The sequence below is a fragment of the uncultured Campylobacter sp. genome (genome assembly GCF_963517995.1).
Classification (GTDB): Bacteria; Campylobacterota; Campylobacteria; order Campylobacterales; family Campylobacteraceae; genus Campylobacter_A.
In genome coordinates this window covers 1-6,288 of record NZ_CAUQHQ010000129.1, presented here as the reverse complement: position 1 = coordinate 6,288, position 6,288 = coordinate 1, and the positions used below count along the sequence as shown (strand labels likewise).

The 6,288-nt window shown below is 48.8% G+C and carries 6 protein-coding genes; 4 read left to right on the top strand and 2 right to left on the bottom strand.

What is annotated here, in order from left to right; all coding sequences use genetic code 11:
• The coding region (locus RYL88_RS10745) for an aryl-sulfate sulfotransferase (RefSeq protein ID WP_314991202.1) at window positions 1-1,188 on the bottom strand (1,188 nt) is incomplete at its 3' end.
• 241 nt (window positions 1,189-1,429) lie between these two features.
• Here RYL88_RS10745 and RYL88_RS10740 point away from each other — a divergent pair.
• Genes RYL88_RS10740 through RYL88_RS10725 form a run of 4 tightly spaced genes read left to right on the top strand, consistent with a single transcriptional unit; the run spans window position 1,430 to window position 5,090 of the window.
• Window positions 1,430-2,086 carry a thiol:disulfide interchange protein DsbA/DsbL gene (locus RYL88_RS10740; RefSeq protein WP_314991200.1) on the top strand — a complete coding sequence of 219 codons (657 nt, stop codon included), beginning with the start codon at window positions 1,430-1,432 and terminating at the stop codon, window positions 2,084-2,086.
• A 9-nt stretch (window positions 2,087-2,095) separates the two neighbouring features.
• Window positions 2,096-2,719, top strand: a complete 624-nt coding sequence (gene dsbI / locus RYL88_RS10735; protein ID WP_314991199.1) for a protein-disulfide oxidoreductase DsbI — start codon at window positions 2,096-2,098, stop codon at window positions 2,717-2,719.
• 39 nt (window positions 2,720-2,758) lie between these two features.
• The gene (locus RYL88_RS10730) at window positions 2,759-4,408 is read left to right on the top strand and encodes a sensor histidine kinase (RefSeq protein WP_314991198.1); all 1,650 of its coding nucleotides are present in this window, start codon (window positions 2,759-2,761) and stop codon (window positions 4,406-4,408) included.
• A gap of 1 nt (window position 4,409) precedes the next feature.
• A complete protein-coding gene (locus tag RYL88_RS10725) occupies window positions 4,410-5,090 on the top strand; it encodes a response regulator (RefSeq protein WP_314991196.1) in 681 nt (226 codons plus the stop codon).
• Window positions 5,091-5,655: 565 nt separating this feature from the next.
• On the opposite strand, the gene RYL88_RS10720 is transcribed toward RYL88_RS10725, so the two are convergent.
• Window positions 5,656-6,177, bottom strand: coding sequence for a hypothetical protein (locus RYL88_RS10720; RefSeq protein ID WP_314991193.1), 522 nt, complete (start codon window positions 6,175-6,177; stop codon window positions 5,656-5,658).
• Window positions 6,178-6,288: the final 111 nt, after the last annotated feature.

Below are 6,288 nucleotides of genomic sequence, written 5' to 3'. Positions count from 1 at the left end.
GCCGTCGTCGCTAGGATCGTATGAGATCGAATTTACGTGCGCCCAGTTGCGTCCGGGGCCCGAACCCACGATGTCGCCCCATTTTTCGTTCGTATCCATTGCGGCTAGCTCGTCCGAGCTTGCAGTGTGGCCCGCTTTTTTAGCGTCGATATTTAGGCACACCGCGCCCTGATCGAGCGTTTTTAGCACGATGTCGCGATACGGATCTAAAATTTCATACAGCCTAAAATCATCCACGACGTTGCCGTCGCGATCGACCTCGACGATGACGTCGCGCACGGTGCGGACGTTTTTGCCGTCGGCGCGTTTATAGTTGGCGTTTGCCGCGCGAAGGAAATAATGCCCGTTTTGCGCCACGTCCATAGAGTGCGAGAAGTCGTTGTAGCCCGCAGGTAGCTCGCGGTTAAAGATTTCGCGACCCATTATGTCGTATTTAGCGTATCGCTGCCCATAGCCCCACGTCATCGCGCCGTCGTCGTTTTGCTTAAAGCCCATCATGACGCCCGCGCTAAAAGGCTGTTTGAGATCGTAAATTTTACTCGGCTCCAGATACCAGCGCACTTCGCCCTTGGTGTCTAGTACGAAGTTGTTTGGGCTGTAGTTCCACTCGATCGCGCCGCCTGCGGGGTTGTTCCACACGACTTTGGTGCCCTTGCCCGTTTTATTTACGAAGTTATTTACGTAGTAAAGGCGGTTGGCAAATTTGGCGCTCGGAGCTTTTACGACTTCGATTTTATCAAACAGCGCGCCCTTTTGAGACGGCATGCCCGAGCTCTCCAAATAAATCGCAGGCGCGTAAATTTTATAGGTTTCTTTTACGTGCTCAGTTTGGCCCTTGTAAATTTTATCGTACTCGACCTCGACGGTGTTTTGATAGTCCGGATATAGTCCGAAAACAGGGATTCCACCGTGCGTGCGAAGGTGTTTGTCGGCGACTTTATAGCTGATCGTCTGGCCGTCCGGCTTTGGCACGATAGTGACCTTGGCGTTTGCTAGCGTGTAGCCGCCGTTTTTGATCACCGCCGTTAGAGGCGCGGTGTCGTACGGGTTTACGACCACTTCGCCGATCTTGCCCGGGATACCGTAGTCGATGTGCGAGCCGCTAGGTCCGCCGATAGCCAGCGCGGCCGTACTTAGACCGCCGAGTAACGCCGCAGCTAGGGCGACCGATGAGAGAGTTCTTTTCATCTTTTCTCCTTTATAATGATAAATCGTTTCATTGCCGTAATTTTAGTAAATCTTTCTAACGTGAAAATCACGCTATTATTATAAATAGCTTAAATCCAAAAAATAATTCAAATTTTTATATTTTCCGCTAAAATTTAGCCCAAATTTTACGAATTTAATCTAAAATTTATCTTAGCGTGAGTTTTGCGGCGGCGAGAGAATATAAAATTAACGCAAACAAAATCATTTTAAGGAGCATTCCATGAATCTACTTTCTAAATTTAGCAAAGGCCTTCTAGCCGTTGCGATGTTCGGCGCCCTTAGCGCGGCCGCGTTTACCGAGGGCGAGGATTACGTAAAGCTGCAAAAGCCGCTGCCCGTGGAGCAAAACACGCTAGTTAAGGTCTTTAGCTACGCATGCCCGTTTTGCTACAAATACGACAAAACCGTCACGCCGAAGGTCGTAGAAAAGGTCGCGGGGCTAAAATACGTACCGTTTCATCTAAAAACCAAGGGTGAATACGGCGAGGCAGCGAGTAAAATTTTTGCCGTCTTAGCCGTGATGGACGAGGAAAAAGGCGTAAGCCTGCTAGATGAAAACTCGCTGTTTAAAAAGGCTAAATTTGCCTACTACAAAGCCTATCACGATCAAAAGCAACGCTGGAGCGACGGCAAGGACGAGGCCGCGTTTTTAAAGACGGGGCTTGATGCGGCGGGCATCGGCGAGGCGGACTATCAAAAAAAGCTAGAGGATCCCAAAGTCGCCGAGCTGCTTAAAAAATGGGACGAGAGCTACGACGTAGCGAAAATCCAAGGCGTGCCGGCGTTCGTCGTAAACGGCAAATACCTCATCATGACGAAGTCCATCAGCTCTATCGACGGCATGGCGCAGCTAATTGAAGAGCTGCTCAAAAAATAGGGCGCGGGCATGAAATTTGCGGAAAAAATAGCGAAATTCACAGATAGCCGCATGCCGTGGGCGATCCTCGTAGCAGTGAGCGTAGGGCTTGTTATCCTCGCGCACTCGCTGTTTCAAAACTACGTCTATATGCCGCCTTGCGAGCAGTGCGTCTATATCCGCTTTGCATTTTTGTGCATGGCGCTGGGAGGCCTTGTGGCGATCATAAATCCTAAAAATTTACTCCTCGCCGCGCTCGGCTACCTGTTAGCCTTTTGGGGCGCGATCCAGGGCATAATGTATAGCGCCAAACTAATCAAAATCCACGACGCAGTGCACGGCGATGATCCGTTCGGCGTGCAGGGCTGCTCGACCGAGCCGCACTATCCGTTCGGCTTGCCGCTTGAAAAATGGGCGCCTGATTGGTTCTTGCCTACGGGCGACTGCGGCTACGATAACCCGATGGTTCCGGACGGCGTCACGCTAAGCGGCTTTCAAAAGTATTTAGTGGACCTTTATGAGGACGGCTGGTACTTGATCCCATCAAGCAAATTTATGTCGATGGCAGACTGCACGCTGATTGGCTTTGGCGTCTGCTTCGTCGTGCTCGCCGCGATGTTCGTTTGCAAAATTTTAACTCTCAAAAAAGCTTAAATCGGTCTAAATTTAGACCGATTTTGCTATACTCGCCGCATGAGAGCCTTACGCGAACATAATTTTAAAATTTACTTCATCATCATTTTTGCTAGCCTTTTCGTGGTGCTTTTGGGTGTGAAAAACTACGAGGACGCCAAGGCGCAGATCACGGCGCTCGCGGATAAAAACAAGATCGCCGCTAGCGAAAATATGGTCGGGAATTTCTCGTTTTGGCTAGACGAGCGACTGCACTCGCTGGTCCGCGCGGCTAAATTTATGCAAAACGCGGGTATCTCGCAAGATAGCGAAAAGCTGGGCGCCTTCATACGGCTTTTTAAAGAAAACTCCGCGGAATTTGACGCCTTGCAGTTTTTACGCGAGGACGGAGAGATCTTCGTGGACGGCAAGGAACTAGGCGACGATGAAGCGATGCCAAAGAGCCTGCGCACGGAGCTTGTGTGGTTTGAGGAGACCAAAAGCACGCTAGCACCCACGGTAAATTTTATGCAGCGCCATAAAATTTTAGGCGAACCGACGTTAAATTTATGCGTGCCCGTCATGGACAGTGGCTCGTTTGCAGGGGTGTTTTGCGGCGTGGTGAAGCTGCAAAACATACTAAAAAATATGGAAAAATTTAAGCTAGCGCCCGATTCATACGCCTTTATCGTAACTCACGGCGGCGAAATTTTAACCCCGATGAAGGATGCGGCGCTAAAAAAGCAGATCGAGGATAAATTTAAAGAGCTTTTTTTGCGAGGCGAAGATATCACGAGCCTAAATATCGGATCAAATTTCATCTCCGTCGCCGAGATCCCCACGCTAAACTGGTTCATCGGCGCAGGTACGGATAACGAAAAGGAGCTCGCCGCACTGCTTAACTCCGTGCTAAAAAACGCCCTCATCCTGCTTTTTGCGTTTGCGGCGCTGGCGCTCGTGGCAAATTTCCTCCATAACTTTATGTACTCAAAAATCAAAAACCTGCAAGACGACTACGAAGCCCTGCTCAAGCATAAAGCCCGCATGAGCGAGGCGGGCGAGCTAATCAGCGGCATCAATCATCAGTTTATCCAGCCGGTAAATTCGCTAAATTTGATGATCTCAAGCCTGCTTATGCTACAAAAAGACGGCAAACTAGACGCCGCGACGCTAGAGCATATGCTGCAAAAAGGGCAGGCCGCGACCGTGCTTCTAAGCGATACGATCGAGATTTTTAGAAATTTTTACAAAACAAGCGACGCTCCGCAAAAATTTAGCGTGCAGCGCTGCATCAAAGACCTGCTAAAACTCATGCACACCGAGCTTAGCAAGGCAAACGTCTCGGTAATCTTGCGCGAGTTTAAAGACGAAGAGGCCACGCAGCGCATGGGCATCGTGCAGCAAATTTTGCTCATCCTCATTCACAACGCCAAGGACGCGGTCGTGGAGCGATACAAAGAGCAGATCGCCAAGCGGCAAGTTTTTATTAACGTCAAATTTGAAAACGGCACGTGCAAGATAGCCGTCACGGACTACGGAAGCGGCGTGAGCAAGGCGGCTCGGGATAAAATTTTAACCCAACCAAAAACCACCAAAAAGCAAGGAAGCGGCATCGGGCTGTATTTTGGCAAAAAGCTGGCAAACGAAAAGCTCGCAGGCGACATTAGGCTTCTAAGTGCGGGCGATCCGACGACGTTTGAGCTAAGCTTTGAGATAAATTTAAAGGAGTGAGATGCAAGAGCACTTAAAGCTACTTAAAGACCTGACCGTCCTCATCGTCGAGGACGACGAGATCGCAAGGGAGCTGCTAATAGGCGGACTAAAGCCCTACTGCCTAAGCGTCTGGGGCGCGGCAGACGGGCTGGAGGGGCTGGAGCGATTTAAAAAGCTAGCCCCCGCCGTCGTCATCACCGACATCCACATGCCCGCGATGAACGGCTTTGAGATGATGAAGGAGATGATACGCATCAAACCCGCGCAAAAATTTATCGTCTTTACCTCCTACGACACCGACGACAACCTCATCAAAAGCATCGAGCACGGCGCGGCGTCTTTTTTAAAAAAACCCGTCGATATCGCCGCGCTTTGCCGCCTGCTCGTAGCTCTAACCTACGAAAAGGGCGAAAAGCTCGTGCGCTTAAGCCCGCAAACTAGCATAAATCTCGCCAAAGAAAAGATCTACAAAAACGGCGAGGAGATCTATCTATCATTTTTGCAAAACAAGCTCTTTTGGCTCTTTGCGTACAACCTAAACAAACTCGTGAGCTACGAGATGATCGAGGAATTCGTCTATGAGGGCGAGCAAACGAGTAAGGGCGCGATACAAAACGTCGTGCTGAGGCTGAAGCGGGAGCTGGGGGTTAAATTTAAAAATATCAGTGAAAGTGGATATATCCTGCTAAGCGGCGAATAATCTAAATTTAGTGGCTTGTCTTTTGAGCGTCTTTGAATGAGTTTGAAATTTTAAGTCTGCGGCAGACTACTTGTCTAACCTTGACTTAAAATTTCTGCACAACATTCAAATCCATCTCAAAATACTTCGCCTTGATTTTTTTACATTTAAATTTGAGGTCAAATTTGGTTAAATTTGCAAATTTTACTTACCGAGACCCGCATCTTAAAAATGTCAAATAGGTTACGGGCGACTAGTTCGCTCCTTCGCCTCGTCTCCTCGTAGCGAAGTCTCGTTACGAGCGCTTGCGCGAAGTAAAAAGAAAAAAACTGCGCCTTGTTTTTTTGCACTCAAATTTGAAGTCAAATTTTTAAATTTGAGCCACCTAGACCCGCCCATCGAAAATGTCAAATTTGAGTTTTAAATTTGTAAATTTAGCAGGATATGAGATAAATATTCCAGACGTCGGTAGGCGTAGTTTAAATAGTTTTTGATTAGGCGTGACGGGAGCATACATATAGTATGTGACCGAGCGCCTTAATCAAAAACTACTTTTGAAATCCGTCAAGCGCGGGGAATCCAAAACCTAAATTTTATTAATTTCGCTGCTACGCGCATTATACACAAACCAGCTTAGTATCATCACAAGACAAAACGCCCCAAACACCGCAAAAAACGCAAAATTCGCTCGCGCGTAAATTTTGATAAATCCCGCCTCGTTTGCCGCGCTAAAATCAGGCGCAAAAAGGCTCGGGCAAATTTCGTTTAGCGGTAGCGCAAAAGGAAAGCTAATCTCGCTAACGCCGCTAAAATCGCTCGTGGAGTAATCAAGCCCAAATATCACGCCCAAAAAAATCAAGAAAAATCCCGCGAGCTTGACGCCAAAAACCTTAGGCGCGCACATCGCTACGCACACGCCAAACGCCGCAAACAGCGTCGCAAAGCGCAGCTTCACAACAAGCGCGTCGGCTACCGCGCCGCCTAAAAACAGCTCGCACAAGATAAATTTGACCGCCAAAACCGCGAGCAACGCCGCCCAAAACGCTCGCCTTCGCTGCAAGTTATAAACAAAGCAGACAAAGCCCTTGTTTTCGATATTGTAGTCCATTATCTCGCCGATAGCTCTTTGACGGCGGCAGCCATGGCGTCGATCGAGCCTAACGCCTGCGCGTTTAGCAGATATTTACCGCTAACGACGTATGCCGGCACGCCCTGAACC

What these genes read in the sequence shown, in the direction of transcription:
- RYL88_RS10740 (WP_314991200.1), top strand. Translation starts at nt 1,430, where the DNA reads ATGAATCTACTTTCTAAATTTAGCAAAGGCCTTCTAGCCGTTGCGATG.
- dsbI (WP_314991199.1), top strand. Translation starts at nt 2,096, where the DNA reads ATGAAATTTGCGGAAAAAATAGCGAAATTCACAGATAGCCGCATGCCG.
- RYL88_RS10730 (WP_314991198.1), top strand. Translation starts at nt 2,759, where the DNA reads ATGAGAGCCTTACGCGAACATAATTTTAAAATTTACTTCATCATCATT.
- RYL88_RS10725 (WP_314991196.1), top strand. Translation starts at nt 4,410, where the DNA reads ATGCAAGAGCACTTAAAGCTACTTAAAGACCTGACCGTCCTCATCGTC.
- RYL88_RS10720 (WP_314991193.1), bottom strand. Translation starts at nt 6,177, where the DNA reads ATGGACTACAATATCGAAAACAAGGGCTTTGTCTGCTTTGTTTATAAC.